Consider the following 20,746-nt stretch of genomic DNA (forward strand, 5'->3'; position numbering starts at 1 on the left):
TTCCTTTTCCGCGGCATCGGCGGATGGTGCGTTCTTCGCTTTTCCCGCATGGAGAATAGGGAACCGGTAGTGGCCGGGAGCATCGACGAAGCGGGCTTGGTCTACAGTGCCGATAGCGACGCCGGCCTTCCGCGCGAGAAGGTTCTTGCCACGGTGGTTTACCTGCTTGAAAAGACCATGATCCGGGTCGGCAATGCCGAATACGCCCGCGCCAACCGCAGTTTCGGGCTGACCGCGCTGGGCAGGCGTCATGTCCGGATCGACGGCGGGGAACTGCGGTTCCGCTTCCGGGGCAAGAGCGGCAGGCAGTGGAACCTGCGCCTGCAGGACCGGCGCGTCGCACGCATCGTCTGGCAGTGTCAGGACCTGCCGGGGCAGCACCTGTTCGAATACGAGGATGGAGAAGGGCAAATCCGCGCGGTAACGTCGGAGGACGTCAATCTTTACCTGCGGGAAATCGCCCGCATCGATGCACGCCACGCTCCTGTTCACATCACGAGAAAACCAGAAGCATATCTCCACCCGAGCCACCACGGGCTTTTCAAAAATGTCCAGCTTGCGGCGGGGCAGCTCGTTTCTTTCCTGCGGTTATTGTGGCGCCGCGACTGCCGTGGAGCTCGCTTCGACGTCCGCTGATCCCGCGTCGTCCGATTTTTGCTGTGATGCATGTTAGTGAACGGCGCTCACGCGCAACCCATCCCAGGTTGAGTGGTTCATGGGTGGTGCGCGATCCCGAACCGCATACCCGCGGCTGGCGCGACGCCGGAGGTCAACTGGCCTGCGTCTGCGGGCTCGCGATTGACACGTCTGCAAGGAGACATCGTATGCCGGACCAAACCTATACTGACGCTATCGCCTTGCTGAAGGCAGACCATCGCACGGTCGAAGACCTGTTCGCACAATATGAAGGGGCGAGCGGGGAAAGTGCGAAGAAGAAGCTTGCTCACCGGATCTGTGTCGAGCTCAAGATACACACCGCGCTCGAGGAGGAGATTTTCTATCCCGCCTTCCGGGGGAAGATCGAGGACGACACACTCGATGAAGCCTATGTCGAGCATGACGGCGCCAAGGTGCTGATCAACGACATCGAGGCCGGAGCGCCGGGCGACGACTTCTACGACGCGAAGGTCAAGGTGCTGTCGGAGGAAATCAAGCACCACGTGCACGAGGAGGAGATGCCGTCCGAAGGCATGTTCGCCCAGTGCCGCCAGGCCGATGTCGATCTGATGGCGCTGCGCGACGCGATGCTGGCGCGCAAGCAGGAACTGATGGCACAGGCGGACAGTGCCGGCCTGCCGCCTGCCGAGCCTCACGCGATCAATCTGCAACCGGCCTGAGGCCGATGCACGCCGTTCGCGAGAAGCGGGTACCTTCGGTTACCCGCGAAGGCGTGGTCACGCCTGGCGTGGCGTTGCTGCGCGAGGAACTGGGGGAAGGGACGATGCGGCCCCTGGCAGGCCTTGCCCTGGGCAGTCGCAAGATCGGGCTTTGCGCGGGCCACGACGCGATCTGGATGATCGTCCGCCGGGGGAACCGTGGCGGGATCGCCATGCGGACGGCGTTCCTGCCCGCGGGTTATCGCCAGGCGCGCACGGTGCGCGCCAGGCCGGGCGAGGCTGCCCGGATCGAGGTGGAAAGCGCGATCGGCACGCATCGTATTGCCATCAGCCTTCATGAAGGCGCTCTTCCGATCCTGCGGGTCACGACGACCGTCGAACCCGCCGCGGCGCTGCTCACGTCCTTTGTGCCGCGCGACCTCTATCTGCTTGACGCGCACGATGACCCGCTGGGCGCGCACGGCACGGTGGAAGCGGCCCAGCGCGGGCTCAACACCGGCGCGATCTATTTCCGCCTGACGGAGCCCGCGTTCGGCAGTGTCCTCTATTTTCAGGATCTCACGCGCCTCAACCCCTATTTTCTGGCGACCGGCACCAAGCCCGATGGTGCAGTCGGCGGTGTCTGGCCCGAGATCGGCTATCTGCTGCCGACCCCGCCGCAACAGGGAACACCTCCGGTCGCCCCGCTGCCCGCCGGCGAGGAAACGGTGCTGTCCGACGCGCTGATCGCGTTCCATGACGAGAGCGAGGGCGACGAACGTGCGGTTGCGAGGCGCTATCTCGCCCTTATGGGCGCGGTGCTGCCGCATCTGGCAACACCGGAGAGCGACTATCGCGACTGGGTGGCGCGCGCTGAACGGTCGCTCGACGACCTTTCGCACTCGTCCAAGGCGACGGTTCGGCATTACGGCCACCGGTATGTCCATCCCTACACGGCCGCCGAATATCCGGATTCGATGGTGCAGCTGAGCGTGCTGTCCTCACTTCGCGATTTCGAGACCTGGAGCGGAACCAAGGCCCCCATCGGCGCCGACCTCGCCGCGGGTCTTGGCAAGTTCTACGACCCCAGGCTCAAGGCGCTGCGGCGCTACCTTCCCAATGTGGGCAAGGACAAGAACAAGCACGCGGTCGACAGCTGGTATCTCTATCATCCGCTGTCGAAGCTCGGCCGGCTCGCGATCGACGGCGACAAGCAGGCCATGCGCCTCTTCCGGAAATCGATAGGCTACGGGATCAAGGCTGCCCGCCACTTCCACTATCGCTGGCCCATCCAGTTTGATGTGCGCGATTTCCACGTGCTGCAGGAAGCGCGCGACGATCAGGGGCTGGGCCAGACCGACGTCGGCGGCATGTATGCCTATGTGATGCTCCAGGCTTTCGAACTGACCGACGACAAGGCCTATCTCGATGAGGCGCGCATTGCGATCGACGCCGCCCGGGGTATGCGCTTCGAACTTAATTACCAGGCCAATCTGACCGCGTGGGGCGCGGCGGCGTGCCTGCGATTGTGGCGGATCACCGAGGAGGAGAAGTACCTCGAGCAAAGCTATGTCTATCTGGCGAACTTCTTCCACAACACGGCGATCTGGGAATCCGAGATCGGACACGCGCGCTATTATCGCAACTTCCTGGGCGTGACGGCCCTGCACGATGCGCCCTACATGGCGCTCTACGAATGCTTCGACAGCTTCGCCGCGTTCGAACGCTATCTGAAGGACAGCGGCCCGGACGTCGATGCGGCGGTGCGATTGCTGCTCACGGAATATTGCCGTTACGCGCTCGACCGCGCCTGGTTCTATTATCCCGACGCCTTGCCCGAAGAGGCGCTCTCGCCCCAGCAGCGCCCGACCAACGGTCATATCGATCGCGAACTCTCCTTCCCGGTCGAGGATCTCTATATCGACGGGCAGCAGGCGGGGCAGGTCGGCCAGGAAATATACGGCGCGGGTGCGGCCTTCGTGTTCGCCAGCCGCTGTTTCCACCATGTCCGCGACGCGCCATTCCGCCTGTTTTGCGATCATTTCCTGGTGAGCAGCGAACGCCCCGCCGAACGCGCGCTCAGCGTCCAGTTGCTGGGATGCGAGGAGCGCGAGGCGAAGCTCAGCATGATCCGCACGGGCCGCGCCCCGTTGCCGCGCTTTACGGTGACCACCGCCGGCGGGGATCGCATCAGCCCGCGCGCGCAGGCGCCGGACCGCATCGATTTCCGCTTACCCGCAAGCAGCCGGGTGAGCGTGATCTGGTAACCCGATTGAAAGGAGCGATCATGCCCGAACTTGCCACACGACCTGCCACCAACGTTGCCGATGCGCATACGGCCATGCCAGAGTTGCGCGGCCGCAAGGCGATTGTAACCGGCGGCACCACCGGCATCGGCCGTGCGATCGCCGTGCTGCTTGCCTCCGAGGGCGTCGACGTCTTCGTCTGCGGGCGCGATCCAGATTATCTGGCGGATGCGCTCGCACGTATCGGCGAGGTCGGCAGGGGCGACGGGATCGCGCTCGATTTGGCCGAGCGCACCAACGTCGGCCGCTTTTTTGAAGCGGCGGAGCGCTATCTCGGTGGGATCGACATTGCCGTCATCAATGCCGCCGTGCCGGCCGACGCGCTCGCCGACGCTGAGGAGGACGAACTGCGCTACCAGATCGCCGTCGATTTTACCGCCTATCTCGCCACCAGCCATGCCGCGATCAAGCGGATGGGCGCGGGGAGCGACCTTGTCCTGATCGGATCGATGGCGGCGGTTTCGCGCCGGCCGGGCTCCTCCATCTATGTCGCCGCGAAGGCGGGGATTGAAGCGTTCGCCCAGTCGCTGCGCAGGGAACTTGCCGAACGCGACATCAAGGTGGGGCTGATCGAGCCGGGCTTCACCGGCGCGGACTTCCAGTATCCGGAGTTCCCGCCGGAGAAGCAGGTCGAGCTCATCAACGCGCACAAGATGCTGCGCGCCGAGGACATCGCCGTCGCGGTCCAGGTGATGCTGACCCAGCCGCGCCGAACCGCGCTCTCGCTGATGCGGGTGGAAACGCGGCTCGACCACCCATGAGCCGTTACGCCATCGACCGCCTCGTCCTCACGCCGGGCGATATCGATCTGCGGCACTCGCCGCTTGCGGGACATCTGGAGGCTGAAACCTATGTGCTGGGCGCGTTCAATCCGGGTCTGACCCGCCTGCCCAACGGCAACCTGCTGATGATGGTCCGCATCGCCGAAGCGTTACGGCAGCCGATCCGCGATGGCCATGTCCACGCCATTCGCTGGGAAGCGGACGGCGACCTTGCCCCCGGCACGATCGTGCCGAGGGGCACCGGCCGCTACATCCTCGATGCCTGGCCCCTCGAACTCGTCGATACCGCCGATCCGCGCAAGTTCCTGCTGCGGGGCGGCGGCTGGCGCGTGCTGGCGCTGACCTCGCTGTCCTGGCTGCTCCCGGTGGAGCTGACGCCGGACGGCCTCGCGATCCACGCGATCCACTATGACCGCGCGATCGCGCCGCGTGCCAGCTTCCAGTGCTACGGGGTCGAGGATGCCCGGATCAGCCGGGTCGGCCAGACCTGGCTGATGACGAGCTGCTCGGTCAGCCCGGAACGCCATTCGACCACCCTGTACCGATCGGACAACGGGCTCGACTGGGAGTTTTCCGACATCGTGCTCGATCACCAGAACAAGGACATGCTGATCTTCCAGGGTCTGATCGATGGGCAATACTGGGCGCAGACGCGCCCGCTCGGTGACCTCTATTTCGCCTATCCGCCCGGCAGCGAATGGCGTGCCGGGCCTTCGATCAATCTCGCGACTTCCCCGGACGCGCGCCACTGGAAGCCCTATCCCGCGCCCGGCATCCGGCCCCACAGCGCCACCGTCGCCACCGCGCGCATGGGTGGCGGGGCGCCGCCTGTCCTCACCGACCGGGGCTGGCTCACCCTTTGGCACGGCGTCGAGCCCAAGGAGATCGTCGGCATCTATCGGACCTACTGGTCGATCCTGGATCGCGACGATCCTTCCCAGGTGGTTGCTGCCGAGCATCGCCCGCTGCTCGAGGCCGATGACGAACTGACGAGGCCGATCGAGGACATGCTCTATATCCGCGACGTGGTCTTCACGACCGGCGTGATCGATGGCGACGAGGACGAGAGCAGCCCGGGCCATTATATCGTGGCGTCCGGCGAGGCGGACCTAGCCTGCCGCATTACGCATATTCCCAAGGACATGTTCGCCTGAGTCGTTGAACGATGCAGTGTTAACGTAGGATCACGTACCGAACGGCGTCTGTGGACGCCCCTAAAGAAGCAAGCGGTAAATGAGGTTCGGCACGTAGTCAGGTGCTCTCGTCTGTCCGGCCTCTGATGCAGCCTATGGCTGCGGGCCAGTATGGGAGTTCGCGGACCGGATCCACATCGGCTTTGCGCGCTTGGTTAGCGCTACGCCATTCTCTGGTTTTCCGACCCCGTCTTACCGACTGTTGTGCCATACCCTCCTTCGACCGCCTACGTCTCCCGACGACCTCTGGCCTTCGTCGCAGCCCTACGCTGCAACGACGACCGGAGCTTTGTAATCTTCTTTCCTGGTCATCAGCGCCCAAGCGATGCGCGCCATCTTGTTCGCGAGCGCCACCGAGACGAGCATCCGAGGCTTACGCGCTAGCATCCCTTCCAGCCACGAGCCTGGCCCCGCGCCATGTATCGTAGCCTGCCTCACGACCGCGCTACCGCCGATGATGAGAAGCCGCCTGATCGTTCGCTCCCCCATTTTCGAGATGCGGCCGAGCTTCTGCTTGCCTCCCGTCGAGTGTTGGAGCGGAGCGAGGCCCAGCCACGCGGCAAAGTCGCGACCCTTGCTGAACGTGGCAGCATGAGGCGCCAGCGCCACGATCGCGGTAGCAGCGATCGGCCCGATGCCAGGGATCGTCATCAGCCGGCGGGCAACCTCATCCTCGCGGGCGCGACGTGCGATTTCCTTGTCCAGGTCGGCGATCCGATCGCTAAGTTCGGCCAGCATATCGGTCATGATCCGGAACATGGCGCGTGCCGCCTCGGGCAATGACGAAGCCATTTCATCCTCGTCGAGCAAGTCCGCCAAAATCGTCATCTGAGCCTTGCCGCGCGGAGCTACCCAGCCATATTCGGCAAGATGACCCCACAATGCATTGATGAGCTGAGTGCGCTGCCGGACCAGTAGGTCGCGGGTCCGGAAGACCATACCGGCAGCCTGCTGCTCCTCCGTCTTTATCGCAACGAAGCGCATGCCCGGTCGCCGCGCTGCCTCGCAAATAGCCTCTGCATCGACCGCATCGTTCTTATGTCGCTTCACGAACGGTTTGACGTAGGCGGGCGGGATAAGTCGCACCTCATGGCCGAACTGCGTCAACTCGCGCGCCCAGTGATGCGCGCCGCCGCATGCCTCCATCGCGACGAGGCAGGCCGGTTGCGTGGCGAAGAAGTCGAGCAGCTTGCCCCGGCTCAGCTTGCGGCTGAAGACCGCCTCACCGCGTTCATCGGCCCCATGCGCGTGGAACGAACTCTTGGCGATATCCAACCCGATTGTGATAACCTGCGACACGGACGCCTCCCTCAAGTGGTGTTCAACACCTCCACTTTGGCACATCGATGCCGTCGGGGGGCGTCCACCCCATCAGCTTTTGCGGCGGCTGCCGGCCAATTCACGGCATTCCAGAGCGAGGCTGAAAAGCCCTATTGTCGGGGAAATCTCAATCTCGGGGAGCAGCACTCCCGAGCGGAATGACGATCTTGCTGTGCAAACCGTCGTCGGCGTAATCCAGTTCCAGTTGTCCTCGTAGGCCGTACTCCACCGTCGTCTGGATCAGCCTTGTCCCAAAGCCTTTTGCCGAGGGCTGGGCCACGGGCGGTCCGCCACTTTCCGACCAGGTGATTGTCAGATTGTCGCCTCCATCGTTCAGGCGCCAGCCGATCCGAACCCGGCCATCCACGACCGATAACGCCCCGTATTTGGCCGCGTTTGTCGCCAACTCATGCAAGACCATCGAGAGCGCCGTGACCTGCCGGGGCATAAGTTCGACAGCATGCCCGGCATCTATCGTCACTGCTCTCATTTCGGTGCAATATGGAGCCAGAAGATGCTCTATCAGTTCCTTTAGGTCGGTGCTCTGTTGCTCGTCAAAAGCATGGTTTTCCGCTGCGAGGAGTGCGCTCAATCGCCCGATAAGGTCATCGCGATACTGTTCTGCGGTCCGGCCTTGGGTTGTAGTTTGCCGCGCCAATGCCTGGATTACGCCTAACAGGTTCTTCATGCGATGCCGCAGTTCACCGAATAGCAAGTCCTTGGCAGCATCGCGCTCTTGCAACTCTGTAACATCGACGATCGTGAGTAGGATCGAGTGCCCCCCACCATCAGGCTGGTACAACTTCCGCGCCGTCAGCATCATGGTTCGGGGGCCAAGGTGGGGGAAATCGTGCTGTACCTCGAAATTGACGATTGCAACGGCCTTGGGCACCACCTCCAAAAGCAAGCGCCGGAGTTCCGGTATGTCCCATTGACCATTGCCAAGGTCGAACACCATCTTTCCGATGGTGTCGAAACGATCGACGCGGAACCTGGCGAAAAATGAACGGCTGGCCGCCTGCACACAGAGCGCTTGATCGAGCACAAGCAACGGGTCGGCAATAGTATCGACAATGCCCTGCGCCTGCGCATGGCCCGTTCGCAGAATTCGATAAAGATCGTCTGTATTCACGTTCCCCGCCTGACATTCACGCACCACCCTTTCAACTTTAGAGCGAAATGCGGGTTCCCGCTTTCCTCAGCTTTAATAGGCGATTGAGTCGGTCTGCCCGCGAAAACGACTGGCAGCACGCACTCGGCCTTCTGTCCGACGCGCTGGTTCTCACTTGCCGCTGATGCATCTCTTCGTGCACGGCGGGCATCACGGGCGCGGCGGCGGAGCGGGAACCGGGAACTCCGAGCGAGCAAAATCCGCTTGACCCTGACATTGTGTCAAGGTCCACAGACGGGGGCTTCATAGAGCAAACAGGTGAAGCATGGCGCATTGCGAGCACAATCATCAGCATGGCGAAGCAGCGCCGGCACAGGTCAAGGATCCCGTTTGCGGGATGACGGTCGATCCGGCGAAGACCCCGCACCATGCGATGCACGCCGGCCATGAGTGGCACTTTTGCAGCGACAAGTGCCGGGTGAAGTTCGTGGCCGATCCCGAGCTCTGTCTGAAACCTGCGGCACCGGTCGATGCCCCGGAAGGGACGATCTGGACCTGCCCGATGCACCCCGAAGTCCGGCAGGACCATCCAGGCGCCTGCCCGATCTGCGGGATGGCACTGGAGCCGGAGACGGTATCGCTCGATCATGGGCCAAGCCCCGAACTGGCGGACATGGGCCGGCGGTTCTGGATCGGTCTCTTGCTTGCCCTGCCGGTTTTCCTGTTGGAAATGGGAGGACACCTGTTCCCGGCGATCCACCACCTTCTGCCGATGCGGCTATCGGCATGGATCCAGCTGGTATTGGCAACGCCGGTCGTGCTTTGGGCGGGCTGGCCGTTCTTCGAGCGCGGGTGGGCTTCGCTGAAGTCCCGCCACCTCAATATGTTCACGCTGATCGCGATGGGCACCGGCGTGGCTTGGGCTTACAGCATGGTGGGCGCGCTCGCTCCCGCGCTGTTCCCACCCGCCTTCCGCAATGCCGATGGCAGCGTCGCGGTCTACTTCGAGGCCGCGGCAGTCATCACTGTTCTGGTTCTGCTCGGCCAGGTACTCGAACTGCGCGCCCGCGAACGTACATCGGGCGCCATCAAGGCGCTGCTCGGTCTGGCGCCGAAAACCGCTCGCCGTCTGCTGGCCAACGGCGCCGAGGAAGAAATCGGCCTGGAAGCCGTGAACGTCGGCGACCGGCTGCGCGTACGCCCTGGCGAGAAGGTGCCGGTCGATGGCAGCGTCGAGGACGGGCGGTCGTCGCTCGACGAGTCGATGGTCACCGGCGAGTCCATGCCGGTCACCAAGGCACGGGGCGATGCGGTGATCGGCGGCACGCTCAACCAGACCGGCGCGCTCGTCATCACCGCCACCAAGGTCGGGCGCGACACGATGCTCGCCCGTATCGTCCAGATGGTGGCCGAAGCTCAGCGGACGCGCGCGCCGATCCAGCGCATGGCAGACCAGGTTTCCGGCTGGTTCGTCCCCGTGGTGATCGCCGTCGCTGTCCTGGCCTTCGCCGGGTGGAGCATCTGGGGTCCGGAACCGCGCTTCGCCTATGGCCTCGTCGCAGGCGTGGCAGTGCTGATCATTGCCTGCCCCTGTGCGCTTGGGCTCGCCACGCCGATGTCGATCATGGTCGGCGTCGGACGCGGCGCGCGGCTCGGTGTGCTGATCAAGAACGCCGAGGCGCTCGAGTACATGGAAAAGGTCGACACTCTCGTTGTGGACAAGACCGGGACCCTCACCGAGGGCCATCCGGCAGTCACCGCGATCGTGCCGGCGGCAGGGTCCGGCGAAGACGATGTGCTTCGCCTGGCTGCGGCCGTAGAGCAGTCCTCGGAGCACCCTCTGGCGCTCGCGATCGTCGAGGCCGCCAAGGCTCGCAACATAGCACTGTCCGCCGTAAACGGGTTTGACTCGCCCACCGGCCGTGGCGCGTTGGGCATCGTCGAGGGGAAGAAGATCGTCCTTGGCAATGCCCGGTTCCTGACGGAACAAGGCATCGATACGGCGCAACTTTCAGCGGCTGCCGATGACCTGCGACGCGAAGGCGCGACCGCGATCTTCGTCGAAATCGATGGGCAGGCCGGCGGCGCCATCGCCATCGCCGATCCGGTCAAGCCGACCACCCCCGAAGCGCTCGAAGGCCTGCGTCGCGAAGGCATCCGTGTCGTCATGCTGACAGGCGACAATCGCACGACCGCCGAAGCCGTCGCCCGCAGGCTGGGCATCGAAGAAGTGGAGGCCGATGTCCTGCCAGATCAGAAAAGTGCTGTGGTCGCGCGGCTCAAGGCGGAAGGCCGCGTCGTCGCCATGGCCGGCGACGGGGTCAACGATGCCCCGGCGCTCGCCGCTGCAGACGTTGGCATCGCCATGGGATCGGGCACCGACGTCGCTATCGAAAGCGCAGGTGTAACCCTGCTCAAGGGCGATCTGACCGGCATCGTGCGCGCCCGGCGCCTGAGCCAGGCAACGATGTCGAACATCCGCCAGAACCTGCTGTTCGCCTTCATCTACAACGCGGCCGGCGTGCCGGTTGCGGCAGGCCTGCTCTATCCGCTGTTCGGCATCCTGCTCTCGCCGATGATAGCCGCCGCCGCGATGGCTCTGTCTTCGGTCAGCGTCGTCACCAATGCCCTGCGGCTGAACCGGCAGGCGCTATGAACATCGGTGCCGCAGCACGCGCCAGCGGGGTGTCGGAACGCATGATCCGCCATTACGAAATGATCGGCCTGATTCCGCCGGCGGCGCGGCGGGACAGCGGCTACCGCGATTATAGCGATGCCGACGTTCACCGGTTGCACTTCATCGCCAACGCGCGCGATCTCGGTTTTGGCATCGAGGAGATCGGTTCGCTATTGGCGCTTTGGTCCGACCGCAACCGCGCCAGCGGCGAGGTCAAGGCACTGGCCATGGCCCGCGCCGAGGAACTGGGACGCAAGGCTCGCGCACTGGAAGACATGCGCAGGACCCTGCTTGATCTTGCCAGGGAATGCGCCGGCGGCGAACGACCCGACTGCCCGATCCTCGACAGGCTTGAGGATTGAAGGCCAAGGCGGATCGCCGATCTGTGTTGTCCGTCCGAAACTTATCGCTGCCGGTCGGGTTCTATCGTTGTGCCCGCAACAATGTGAAAGGACCGGCGATGGATGACCAGCAGGGCGGCATGAAAATGGGCTTCGGCCGGTGCGCCGCGATGATCGCGACTTCGACTGTTGTCATGTTCGGCCTGATGTACCTCAACACCTATGCGTTGAGCCACGTCGAGTTCAGTCAGACCCGGACCTGGATGGCGGTCGTGATGGGCGCGGCAATGACCGTGATCATGCTTGGCTTCATGTGGAGCATGTACCCCGACGTCCGGGTCAAGACCGGCATCCTAATCGGCAGCGCCGTGGTATTCGCACTCGCGCTCTGGCTGGTCCGGAGCCAGGAAACCGTCGACGACGTATCCTACATGAAGGCCATGATCCCTCACCATTCCATCGCGATCATGACCAGCGAGCGGGCTCACATCAAGGATCGCGAAGTCCGCAAGCTTGCCGATGGCATCATCGACGCGCAGGTGCGCGAGATCACCCGGATGAAGCGGATAATTGCCCGGCTCGAAGCTGCGCCGACGCCTGCGAACGCGCCCGATCTGCCGTCCTACCGCGACTTGAAGAAGGCGCCGCCTGAACCAGAAACAGACAAGAGCACCGGAATCGATACGCTGCGGCCCGTGTCGTAAGGCGGAACTTTGCGGGCGCCATATCGGCGCCTAACCATGCATTGGCGTTCCGAGCTACCGCGTCAGACCACCTGAAATCGTTGTCAATCGGTGCGACGTGCTGAAGGTCGCTTTCTGCCGAAACTTGCCGTTCGACACCGGGGGCGTGAATGGCGGTGTGTACCTGCCCAAGTCTTTCAGCAGTACAGCAGCTAGATGAATGTATGGCCGGTTCCGATGCCTTGGCCAAGGGGCCCGGACGTCCGGAACAGAGGCGGGCCGGATGACGATGTTGACGAAGTTGGAGCGGTGTAACGCTGCGTTCGTGCCCTACCTGAACGGACGACAAGTTCCGACGTCAATCTTAGAACTGTTAAACGACCGCTATTAAGGCGACAATTCCCGGCCCGGCGAACCGGAAGCACCCGACCACGTATCGCCGTTCCCCTTTGGTGACGCGAACAACGGGATCCGACAAAACCCGCCGTTCGATCCTCTCGACCCGCCGGACAGCAGCCGCTCCACATTGCCGTTAAGTCGATCACCACGGATTCTTTAAGCCGGCCCCTCAAGGATAGCAAACCGTCCCGTTTCTTCATCTCCGATGCGCTATTTCGGGAAAACACAATTGAGAACAGGTTTTGGGAAAGCCCCTGCGGGGATATTGCGCATTGTTGTATCGATCCTGGTCGCCCCGTTGGAGGTTCCCAATCGGGAAGCAGCCCATGAGCTATCTGCCGGCGGCGTCCCGCTGTTCGAAAGCCGTCGCGGTGCGGTGCCCGTAACTGAGGACGTTGGCCGATCAGGTCGGCGCGGCAACGTTCGCGCTGATGCCGCTCTACCGGCTGATCGAGGCCCATGTGCTGGCCGCCGAGCGATTGCACGGCGACGATACGACGGTGCCAGTCATGGCCAAGGGGAAGATCGATACGGCACGGCTGTGGACCTACGTCCGCGATGATCGGCCCTTCGCCGGATCCGATCCGCCGGCGGCGCTGTTCCACTACTCGCGTGACCGAAGATCTTAGCCATCCCTAGGCAGCTACGACCAAGCTGATGGGGTGGACGCCCCCCGACGGCCTTTATGGCAAAGTGGAGGTGTTGAAGCACCACTGAGGAGGCGTCCGTGTCACAGGTTACCACAATCGGTCTGGATATCGCCAAGAACGTTTTTCATGCGCATGGCGCCGATGAGTGCGGCGCGTTGGTGTTCAGTCGCAAGTTGACGAGAGCCAAGTTACTCGAGTTTTTCGCCGGTCAGCCGGCCTGCGTGGTGGCACTCGAGGCGTGCGGTGGTGCCCATCACTGGGCGCGCCAGCTTATGGCCCTGGGGCATGATGTGCGGCTGATCCCGCCTGCCTATGTGAAACCGTTCGTGAAACGGAACAAGAATGATGCGATCGACGCTGAGGCGATCTGCGAAGCCGCGCAACGACCTGGCATGCGCTTTGTGGCAGTGAAGAGCGAAGATCAGCAGGCTGCGGGGCTCGTGTTCCGCACGCGCGATCTGGCGGTTCGTCAGCGCACCCAGTTGATCAACGCGATCCGCGGGCACCTGGCGGAATATGGCTGGGTCGCACCGCGCGGCACTGCACACATGACGATGCTGGCTGATCTTCTCGAGGAAGAGGAGATGGCGGCGACTTTGCCGGAGGCGGCGAGGCCTATCTTCAAGCTGATGGTCGATATGCTAGGCGAGCTCGATCAGCAGATCTCTGTGCTCGACCGTGAGATCGCACGACGCGCCAAGGAGGATGAGGCCGCACGCCGTCTGATGACCATCCCGGGGATTGGTCCCATCGCCGCGACAGCCATTATCGCGCTGGCGCCGCCGATCGAAACCTTCCGCAAAGGCCGGGACTTTGCCGCTTGGCTTGGCCTCGCCCCACGGCAACACTCGACCGGGGGCAAACAGCGGCTCGGGAGCATCTCGAAGATGGGTGAGCGCACGATCAGACGATTGCTCATCATCGGCGGCAGTTCGATGGTGAGACAGGCAAGCCGGTATGGTGCGGCGGCAGGCTCATGGATGGAACGGATGCTCGCACGCAAGCCGCGCATGCTGGTCTCGGTCGCGCTAGCCAACAAGATGGCGCGCATGGTCTGGGCGCTGCTCACTAATAACGAAGATTACAGGGCTCCGGCGGCGGTCGCGGCGTAAGCCGCGGCAGCAACCAGAGGCGTCGGGGACGTAGGCGGTCGAAGGAGGGTATGGCACAACGGTCGGCGAGACGGGGCCGGGAGAACCAGGGAATGGCAGAGCGCTAGCCAAGCGCGCAAAGCTGTAATGGATCCGGTCCGCGAACTCCCATACTGGCCCGCAGCATATGGCGCTGCTCATCGAGGCCGGACAGATGACAGCATCCGACTACGTGCCAACATGCCCCAATTTACTGCTTGCATCCGAAGGGGCGTCCACAGATGCCATTCAAGGAATGACGGCAAACGCCCGGTTGTGGACATGCGTCAAGGCAGCCATGATGCAGAGATGGATGGCAACTATTGGACCTATGCCGAGTGGGAAGCGAACACGATCGATAAGATTGTGAAGGGTAGCCTGTCAGCGCCCGAAGAGCATCGCGAAGATTATCTGCGTTGCCAGATCGAGGCAGCGGTTCGCCAGGCGCTACGCCATGGCCAGGCTGGTCTATCTGAGAACTACCCCGTCAGCCCATGACCGTCCGTGAGCGATCAATGGCTAACCGGCGGCTCGCCCGAGATTCCCACTATGGCGTGTTCCGGTAGACTGAGGGTCATGAGGCAGTTTACAGCTTCTGTGTTACTCGGATTTCTGTCTGCCTGTGGCAGCGCACCCTACCGACCGCTGCCGCCAATTGCGGATAAGCTGCCGTCGGATGTTCGTAATGCAGAACCTGAGTTCGATCGTCGGGTTGAGACAGCCTTCCCCCTCGGCTCCTCCGAGGAGAAAGCCATAACTGAGCTGGACCGTCTTGGTTTCGAGGTCAGTCCGCAGGGGGCTGATGGCTATCGGTCCGCAGATATCAAGCGAGGGGGAATGATCTGCCAAACGCTCTGGTCGGTGCGATGGAAGGCCGAAGCAGGCCAATTGCGCGATATCTTTGGCGTCTATGGCTTCCGTTGCCCATAGGGCACGATCGGGATTCACCGAGATCAACCTTCGTAACAGCTAGTGAGTACCGACGCGGTATTCACCGGACGACTACTTTGGACCTCGCGTGCGCAGACGATCTATTCTGAGGATGCGCTTGAGTTGAGCGAACAGCATTTCGACCTTCTTGCGCTGACGGCGCGAAACCAGATAGGCGTCGGTTGCGACAATCTCGTGAGCAAGATCACGGGCGCCCTCGTGGACAGAGCGTAGGATCTTGCGCGCTGGCTGGGTCGGGCAACAGCTCGGCTTGATGGCGCAAGCGTCACATTCGAGCGTGCTGGCGCGGAAACACGTTTCGTACGCCGGAGGCGTCTTGCTGCATCATCTGAATAGCGGGAGCCAGAGCGAAACCTGTGTCCCGTCCTCCTTTGCGTTTACGATGGTTAACTGAGCACCCAGGGCCTTTGCCCTTACCATCATGTTATGGTGACCTTTCCCGCGCGGTCGGGCTACATCAGCACCAAGGGACCGATCAAGACCCGCACCGTTATCAGCGAGAATGATTTCGACACCGGGTCTCCCTTCACGGAATGACAGACGCGAGGTGAAGGTAATGACATTGCCCCCGGAATGGGTGAGTGCATTGCTCAGCGCCTCCTGAAGAATGCGCAGGACGTGCAGGGCGTTGGCCGAATCCAGCCATTCAAGGGCAGGCACGTTCTCGACCCGCCAGTCAAAACGCCAGCCCGCAGCGCGCAGTTCCGGCTCCATGCGATAGCGGAAACTGGCCAGCAGCAGGGTGATATCGCCATCGACCTGTTCGAGCGAATCGACCGCGATCCTGAGGTCGGTGAGTGAACGCTTGAGCGTGGCGACTGTGCGGCGGGATGCATCGCCATGTTCGGCAACAGCAAGTGCGGAGATCAGGTTGGCGCCGACGCTGTCATGCATCTCGCGCATGATCCGCTCGCGCTCCTGTTCCAGCGCCACGGCGACTTCGAGTTCGCGGATCTGTTTTTGATTGCGCTCCAGTTCGGCGCTGGCGACGGCCACCCGCTCTTCGAGGATGACGTTGAGGTTCTCGACCGTGCCCAGTGCATCGATCAGACGTCGGCCCAGCGCAAAGGCAAAGACCAGGAAGATCATCACGCCCGCATAGGGAAGCAGCGCGAAATGCACGCCCTGCCACGCCTTCATGCCGAGACCGAAATCGTGGATCGCCGAGGCAATGCCCATCGCCGCAGCGGTGAACATCGCGATATTCTCGGGCTTGCGATTCACCAGAGCGGCCCGACCGAACACGACGAGGATGGCGATCGACAGCGGAATGACGAGCAGGTGGCTGAAGACATCGCCCACGCCCAGGCTGGTCAGTACCAGCTGGCTGACGATCGCGGTCGCCGCGATGCCAAGCGACACGATGGTCCACAGCTGCCGGTTGCGGATGTCCAGAAAGCGGGCTGCAAAGCAGTAGAATACCGCCATCATCGCGAAGATGATGTTGATCTGCACATGCCAGTATAGGTCGATCGGAACCGGCGGCGCTTCATAGTAGTAGCGCAGGTTACGGATGAACCAAAGACTGCCGAGCAGCGCCAGCCAGCCCAGCGTGGTGTCCTGCCGACGCCGCAACCACAGCAGGATCGCAAAGAGGGCGAGGATACCCAGCATGGAATTGGAGACGAGCACACCCTGGAACTGGGTGATGTAGCGCCAGTTGTAAATTTTGCGGATCGCTGTTTCCGGGCCGATTTCCATGCGGCTGACACCGAGCGTGTAGATCTTTGCGGATTCGAGCCGGATCGCGATTTCATTGCGGCCAGGGCGGATCAAGGCCGCCGGCAGCCCTACCAGTTGCGGCTTGAAGGTCGACATCGGAAGGTCCGCCGGGTCGGCGTAGTTGCGGAAAACCTCCCTCCCGTTGATGAAGAAGCGGAAGCGCTCGCTCATGTAGGCGGCGGTCCAGGCGATCGGGACGGCACTGGCCGACGCGGCGCGAGATGGGCCCGGCAAGTCTGTGTCCAGATAAAAGCGCACCCACATAACGCGTGGTTGGGGGTTGCGCGGCGCGGCATAGAGATCGAGCAAGGGCACGCTGGCGCGCTGCCAGCCTTCCGTGGGAGGCTGCTGCGCATCGCTGTAGAGGTAATCACCTGCCGGCACGGATACGGCGGCTCTGTCTGACAGATGCACCACCGTGCTCTCCGGCTGCGCGGCCTGCACGGCAGGAGGCAGGACGGCGGTGGCGACGATCCAGAAGCCAATGGCCACGAGAAACGCCGACAATCGCGCCAGTAGCCGTGGCATGGCGGTGGCCGAAGGGAATGCGGGCGGCAAGAGAGTCAACGCGGCGATACCGGATCAGTAGAGCGAAATTATGCCACGCGAACTGGCTTCGAACACGGCTTCGGACCGGGATCGTACCTCAAGCTTGCGGTACAGGTTCTTGACGTGGGTGGCGATGGTCTGCGCCGAGAGATGCAGCATGTCGGCGATCTCGCCATAGGAAAAGCCACGGGCCAGCATGTTGAGCACTTCCGTCTCGCGCGGAGTCAGGGCAACCTCGGGTCCGTCGGACGCTGTGGCCGGGGCCAGCTGGCGCAGCAATTGCCGGGCGATGATCGGGCTGATGGGAGAGCCACCAGCGCGCACTTCACGGATTCGCTCGGAACAGCCATCGAGATTTTCGTCCTTGAGCAGGTAGCCGCGCGCGCCTGCCTTGATGCTGTTCAGCACTTTGGCCTGTTCGGCAAATACGGTGATGACGATGATGTCTGCTTCAGGATTGACGGTGCTGCTGGCGCGGATCACATCGATGCCGCTGCCATCGGGAAGGCCAAGGTCGCACAGCAACACGTCATAGCCGCCTGCCGCGATCAGCGGGTGGCTCTGCGCAACATTGGCGGCAGTGCCGACGACGGTCATGTCCTCCAGACCGACAAGACTGTGTTCAATGCGTCCCAAAGTCACAGGATCATCTTCCACAATGGTGATTCGGATCATGCTGTGCCCCTGTTTGCACGAACCTGTGGCTTATAGTGTGGTTTGTCACAAATCACGCTACCCAGTTCGGGTGAGATACACCCTACCGGAACTGTTTTAGCAAACGTCATGCAGCACCCAAAAGAGGCGACAAGCATGACTTTCCGATCCTGCCTGATGGCAACCTGCGTGATGCTGGCGACGGCGTGCGGCTCCGCCCCGGAACCTGAGCAAACCAAGGCGGACAGCGCGAGTCCCGCCGCGGCAATGGCCGGTGGCACCACGCGGCCAAGACTGAACCCCGGCCTGTGGCAGACGACATCGGACCGGGCAAAGGTGGCAGGCCCGCAGGAAAGCCGCTGCATCTCGAAGGAAGAGGCCGATCGCACTGTCAACGGCAGCGACGAACAGATCCGCAAGGCGCTTGAGGAACAGGCGGCGAAAGATTCCTGCACGCTGAACGATGTCAGGATCAACGGTTCGACCATAGCCTTCGGCATGACCTGCAGCGGCATAAAGATGTCTGTTTCGACCGATTATCGCGGCGACAGTTCGACCACGACCATGACCAGCGGCGCGATGGGAACGATGACCACCGAAGGCGTGCGTAAAGGCGACTGCTGACCTTCGCGAGAGCAGCGCCTCTGCGCTGATCCTTTCCTGAAAACTGCGGACCCCGGCGCAACGAGCGGGGCCGCTCCGGGCCGACCGCCAAGGGCGGGCTGGCCTTCGCCGGGTCGCGTCCAAACCGAACTTCAATTGATCGAGGATTGTACGATGACACACGAGTCTCTTTTGCGCGGCGCAAGCAAGGCAGCCCTGGTTGCTGCGCTGTCGCTTGGCGCTGCCACCGCCGCCTACGCCGATGCCACGCCACAGTGCAATGATGGCGCCGTTGTGCAAGCGGCTACCGAATGCGGTAGCAGTTCCACCGCGTTGGCGGAGGGCGCAACCGCCGTTGGCGTTGGTGCGATTATCGATCCCAATTCGACGCAGGGCACGGCAGTCGGCTCGTTCTCCGTTATACAGAATCGGCATGGGGTCGCACTGGGCACTGGCACTTTTGCGATGGGCTCGACGCCGGGCAGCGTCGCACTGGGCGCGTTCTCCGTTGCAAGCTCTACCATGGCAGCCGGACCGGTCATCATACAGCCGGCCGCCGGTCCGATCGGCAGCGTATCCGTCGGCTATCTGGCCCGCGCATCGGGCCTCAGCAATGTGGCGCTGGGCGGCGGTGCGCTTGTGGGTGTGCCCGACCTGTTCAACACCTTCCAGAACAGCACGGCGATCGGCGCCTTTGCGCTGGTCAGCGCCAATAATGCCGTCGCGCTGGGCCGCGGTGCCACCGTTGCCGCCGATGGTGGCCTTGCCATCGGCAATGGCGTGATTGTCCGTGGCGCAGGGACCACGCTTATCAACAGCAGGGGCACCAATTCCGCGTTGGCGACCGGGCTTAACAGTGCCTTCACCGCGGATCGCAGCGTAACCATCGGGTCAGAAAGCTTCACCGCCAAGGCGAACTCGATTGCCATCGGCGTTTCGGCCGCCGTCAACGCGGGCGATGGAACGGGACAGTTGCCTGTCCGCCTGCCCGAAAATGAGCCGGCCGGGAATGTCGTGATCGGTGCATCGTCCACCTCCAATGGCGACAACAATCTCGTGCTCGGCAATTATGCCGCTGCATCTGGCCGCTATGACGCTGCCGGGAACACGCTCCCGATCGTGAACTATGCAACGGCGGTCGGCACCGGCGCGACTGTCGAGGCCACGCGCGGCACGGCGCTAGGGCATGGCGCGCTGGTCACTACCGCCAATTCGGTCGCCATTGGGGCCGGTTCGGTGGCCAACGAGGAAGGCACCGTCTCCTTCGGCACCATCGGCAACGAGCGCCGCCTGACGAACGTGTCCGCCGGGCTTGCCGAAACCGATGCCGTCAATCTGGGCCAGCTCAATGCCCTGCAGGCGAATTTCTATATCACCGCCATCGCCGCCCAGCAGCAGATCAACAATGCGCTTTCGCGCACGGATTACATCGCGGTCAACTCGGGCGAAGGGTCGGTCCGGCCCCGCGCAACCGGGCGCAATGCCTTGGCGATCGGATCGGGTGCAGTGGCCGACAGCGACGCCGCAGTGGCCATAGGCGAAGGCGCGCAGGCAACCGAGGGCAAGGCCGTGTCGATCGGCGCGGGCAATGTCGCCGCGGGCAATGGTGCAGTCGCGATCGGCGATCCGAACCTTGCCACGGGAACCGGCGCGGTCGCCATTGGCAAGGACAATACCGCGACCGGCGATGGAGCCGTGGCGCTTGGCAATGCTTCCACTGCAAGCGGCGCTGGCGGGGTCGCCATCGGCAACCAGGCCAATGCCGGAGATTCATCCATCGCCATCGGCAACGGTGCCGAGGCAGGCCTGGCGGGCAGCGTGGCGATCGGCAATGGCGCGCAGGCAAGCCGTGAAAACGAGGTGGCGCTGGGCAATTCCCGTTCGACCTACACGTTCGCCGGGCTCGCCCGTGGTGGCGAAGGCCCGCCTGCGCCGCCAAAGTTCACCGAGGTGGATGCGCAGGGGCGCGTTACCCGATCGTCGGTCGGCCCGCAGGACATCGTCAACCTTCAGGGCCAGCTGGCCACGCTGGCTGCGCAGACGACGGGCATCTCTAACCGGGTCGATGCTCTGGCGGGCCGTGTCGACGGCATCGATTCGCGCACGACCGCTCTCGAACGCCAAGCCCGCCAAGCCAATGGCGGGATCGCCGCCGCCATGGCCATCGGCAACGCGTTCCTGCCCGAAGGGCAAAGCGTCGCCATCTCGTTCAATCTCGCTACCTATCGCGGCGAACAGGGCTTTTCCGGTGCCGTGGTCGCGCGGGTGAACGACCATGTCTGGGTCAGCGGAGGCTTTGCCGGATCGACAATCCGGGGATCGGCGGGCGGGCGCGCCGGGATCACCTTCGGCTGGTAAC

General features: G+C 63.1%; 17 protein-coding genes and 2 pseudogenes. 14 read left to right on the plus strand and 5 right to left on the minus strand.

The genetic code is table 11. The annotated features are described in order from the left end of the window. The first annotated feature begins 69 nt into the window (after window positions 1-69). From B3547_RS10565 to B3547_RS10585, 5 genes are all read left to right on the plus strand, one after another. Window positions 70-636, plus strand: coding sequence for a hypothetical protein (locus tag B3547_RS10565; RefSeq protein WP_292962878.1), 567 nt, complete (start codon window positions 70-72; stop codon window positions 634-636). 188 nt (window positions 637-824) lie between these two features. Beyond that, window positions 825-1,337, plus strand: a complete 513-nt coding sequence (locus B3547_RS10570; RefSeq protein ID WP_292962881.1) for a hemerythrin domain-containing protein — start codon at window positions 825-827, stop codon at window positions 1,335-1,337. 5 nt (window positions 1,338-1,342) lie between these two features. Further along, the gene (locus tag B3547_RS10575) at window positions 1,343-3,583 is read left to right on the plus strand and encodes a hypothetical protein (RefSeq protein ID WP_292962884.1); all 2,241 of its coding nucleotides are present in this window, start codon (window positions 1,343-1,345) and stop codon (window positions 3,581-3,583) included. 20 nt (window positions 3,584-3,603) lie between these two features. Beyond that, window positions 3,604-4,383, plus strand: coding sequence for an SDR family oxidoreductase (locus B3547_RS10580; RefSeq protein ID WP_292962887.1), 780 nt, complete (start codon window positions 3,604-3,606; stop codon window positions 4,381-4,383). Next, window positions 4,380-5,558, plus strand: coding sequence for a glycosidase (locus B3547_RS10585; RefSeq protein WP_292962890.1), 1,179 nt, complete (start codon window positions 4,380-4,382; stop codon window positions 5,556-5,558). The genes B3547_RS10580 and B3547_RS10585 overlap by 4 nt, the downstream gene beginning before the upstream one ends. Before the next feature lie 303 nt (window positions 5,559-5,861). Here the strand turns inward: B3547_RS10585 and B3547_RS10590 are convergent, their stop codons facing one another. Then, window positions 5,862-6,896: an IS110 family transposase gene (locus B3547_RS10590; RefSeq protein ID WP_292962893.1), complete on the minus strand. Its 1,035-nt coding sequence runs from the start codon at window positions 6,894-6,896 to the stop codon at window positions 5,862-5,864. 148 nt (window positions 6,897-7,044) lie between these two features. Next, complete coding sequence (locus B3547_RS10595; protein ID WP_292962896.1) at window positions 7,045-8,049, minus strand: HWE histidine kinase domain-containing protein; 1,005 nt, start codon at window positions 8,047-8,049, stop codon at window positions 7,045-7,047. 304 nt (window positions 8,050-8,353) lie between these two features. Here B3547_RS10595 and B3547_RS10600 point away from each other — a divergent pair, with 304 nt between their 5' ends. From B3547_RS10600 to B3547_RS10630, 7 genes and pseudogenes are all read left to right on the plus strand, one after another. Next, a complete protein-coding gene (locus tag B3547_RS10600; RefSeq protein ID WP_292962899.1) occupies window positions 8,354-10,684 on the plus strand; it encodes a heavy metal translocating P-type ATPase in 2,331 nt (776 codons plus the stop codon). Continuing rightward, window positions 10,681-11,067 (plus strand): Cu(I)-responsive transcriptional regulator, encoded by a 387-nt coding sequence (cueR, locus tag B3547_RS10605; protein ID WP_292962902.1) that lies wholly within the window; start codon window positions 10,681-10,683, stop codon window positions 11,065-11,067. Before B3547_RS10600 ends, cueR begins: the two co-directional genes overlap by 4 nt. 98 nt (window positions 11,068-11,165) lie before the next feature. After that, a complete protein-coding gene (locus B3547_RS10610) occupies window positions 11,166-11,750 on the plus strand; it encodes a DUF305 domain-containing protein (protein ID WP_292962905.1) in 585 nt (194 codons plus the stop codon). A gap of 764 nt (window positions 11,751-12,514) precedes the next feature. Further along, window positions 12,515-12,751 (plus strand): annotated as a pseudogene (locus B3547_RS10615) (IS66 family transposase); the annotation flags it as partial. Between the two features lie 104 nt (window positions 12,752-12,855). Then, entirely contained in the window at window positions 12,856-13,890 is a 1,035-nt protein-coding gene (locus B3547_RS10620; RefSeq protein ID WP_292962908.1) for an IS110 family transposase, read from the plus strand. Between the two features lie 300 nt (window positions 13,891-14,190). Then, the gene (locus B3547_RS10625) at window positions 14,191-14,406 is read left to right on the plus strand and encodes a hypothetical protein (RefSeq protein WP_292962911.1); all 216 of its coding nucleotides are present in this window, start codon (window positions 14,191-14,193) and stop codon (window positions 14,404-14,406) included. A 78-nt stretch (window positions 14,407-14,484) separates the two neighbouring features. Further along, window positions 14,485-14,838 carry a hypothetical protein gene (locus tag B3547_RS10630; RefSeq protein ID WP_292962914.1) on the plus strand — a complete coding sequence of 118 codons (354 nt, stop codon included), beginning with the start codon at window positions 14,485-14,487 and terminating at the stop codon, window positions 14,836-14,838. A gap of 78 nt (window positions 14,839-14,916) precedes the next feature. Here the strand turns inward: B3547_RS10630 and B3547_RS10635 are convergent. From B3547_RS10635 to B3547_RS10645, 3 genes and pseudogenes are all read right to left on the minus strand, one after another. After that, window positions 14,917-15,147, minus strand: a pseudogene (locus B3547_RS10635) (transposase); the annotation flags it as partial. A gap of 36 nt (window positions 15,148-15,183) precedes the next feature. Continuing rightward, window positions 15,184-17,073 (minus strand): sensor histidine kinase, encoded by a 1,890-nt coding sequence (locus B3547_RS10640; RefSeq protein WP_292962917.1) that lies wholly within the window; start codon window positions 17,071-17,073, stop codon window positions 15,184-15,186. Between the two features lie 90 nt (window positions 17,074-17,163). After that, window positions 17,164-17,805, minus strand: a complete 642-nt coding sequence (locus B3547_RS10645) for a LuxR C-terminal-related transcriptional regulator (RefSeq protein ID WP_136954833.1) — start codon at window positions 17,803-17,805, stop codon at window positions 17,164-17,166. Between the two features lie 135 nt (window positions 17,806-17,940). Between B3547_RS10645 and B3547_RS10650 the strand changes: the two genes are divergently transcribed. Beyond that, a complete protein-coding gene (locus B3547_RS10650) occupies window positions 17,941-18,408 on the plus strand; it encodes a DUF3617 domain-containing protein (protein ID WP_292962923.1) in 468 nt (155 codons plus the stop codon). 501 nt (window positions 18,409-18,909) lie between these two features. Then, a complete protein-coding gene (locus B3547_RS10655) occupies window positions 18,910-20,745 on the plus strand; it encodes a hypothetical protein (protein WP_292962924.1) in 1,836 nt (611 codons plus the stop codon). The last annotated feature ends 1 nt before the right edge of the window (window position 20,746 follow it).

The organism is Novosphingobium sp. UBA1939 (genome assembly GCF_002336885.1).
Lineage (GTDB): Bacteria > Pseudomonadota > Alphaproteobacteria > Sphingomonadales > Sphingomonadaceae > Novosphingobium.

Excerpts from the sequence above, each read along its gene's own strand:
- B3547_RS10575 (WP_292962884.1), top strand. The coding sequence starts at position 1,343 with ATGCACGCCGTTCGCGAGAAGCGGGTACCTTCGGTTACCCGCGAAGGC.
- B3547_RS10600 (WP_292962899.1), top strand. The coding sequence starts at position 8,354 with ATGGCGCATTGCGAGCACAATCATCAGCATGGCGAAGCAGCGCCGGCA.
- B3547_RS10610 (WP_292962905.1), top strand. The coding sequence starts at position 11,166 with ATGGATGACCAGCAGGGCGGCATGAAAATGGGCTTCGGCCGGTGCGCC.
- B3547_RS10570 (WP_292962881.1), top strand. The coding sequence starts at position 825 with ATGCCGGACCAAACCTATACTGACGCTATCGCCTTGCTGAAGGCAGAC.
- cueR (WP_292962902.1), top strand. The coding sequence starts at position 10,681 with ATGAACATCGGTGCCGCAGCACGCGCCAGCGGGGTGTCGGAACGCATG.
- B3547_RS10630 (WP_292962914.1), top strand. The coding sequence starts at position 14,485 with ATGAGGCAGTTTACAGCTTCTGTGTTACTCGGATTTCTGTCTGCCTGT.
- B3547_RS10650 (WP_292962923.1), top strand. The coding sequence starts at position 17,941 with ATGACTTTCCGATCCTGCCTGATGGCAACCTGCGTGATGCTGGCGACG.
- B3547_RS10645 (WP_136954833.1), bottom strand. The coding sequence starts at position 17,805 with ATGATCCGAATCACCATTGTGGAAGATGATCCTGTGACTTTGGGACGC.
- B3547_RS10580 (WP_292962887.1), top strand. The coding sequence starts at position 3,604 with ATGCCCGAACTTGCCACACGACCTGCCACCAACGTTGCCGATGCGCAT.
- B3547_RS10625 (WP_292962911.1), top strand. The coding sequence starts at position 14,191 with ATGCGTCAAGGCAGCCATGATGCAGAGATGGATGGCAACTATTGGACC.
- B3547_RS10585 (WP_292962890.1), top strand. The coding sequence starts at position 4,380 with ATGAGCCGTTACGCCATCGACCGCCTCGTCCTCACGCCGGGCGATATC.
- B3547_RS10655 (WP_292962924.1), top strand. The coding sequence starts at position 18,910 with ATGGCAGCCGGACCGGTCATCATACAGCCGGCCGCCGGTCCGATCGGC.